Below are 405 nucleotides of genomic sequence, written 5' to 3' on the forward strand. Positions count from 1 at the left end.
GGCCTTGCCCTTGTTGAGGATCTTGTCGAACACCAGGATCAGGATCATCAGCACCGGCATGATGGTCGGGGCGGTGATCTCGTTGAGCTTGGTGTCGAGCGCGAACTCGTACAGGGCCACGATCACGGCGACCACGGCCACGTAGGGCAGCAGGGGCACGATCTCGCGCAGCGTGGCCGGGATGGCCACCCGGGGCGACTCGATGCGGGCGCGCTCGGTGCGCAGCATCTGCGAAGCCAGGAAGAACAGGGTGGAGGTCACCAGGAACACATAGAAGCCCCAGTGGTACAGGCCGGCCGTGGTGACCTGCTTGTTCAGTGCCGCGATCAGCACCACCAGCAGGCATGGGCGCAGCACCACGCCCAGCGAGCCGGACATGGCCGTGGCGGCCAGCGCGAACTGGCG

1 pseudogene is annotated in these 405 nt (G+C 66.4%); it reads right to left on the reverse strand.

Going from position 1 to position 405, the window contains the following annotated elements:
• Positions 1 to 405: pseudogene (locus tag EIP75_RS24235) on the reverse strand (TRAP transporter large permease subunit); the annotation flags it as partial.

Origin of the sequence: Aquabacterium soli (assembly GCF_003933735.1) — a bacterium.
Lineage (GTDB): Bacteria > Pseudomonadota > Gammaproteobacteria > Burkholderiales > Burkholderiaceae_C > Aquabacterium > Aquabacterium soli.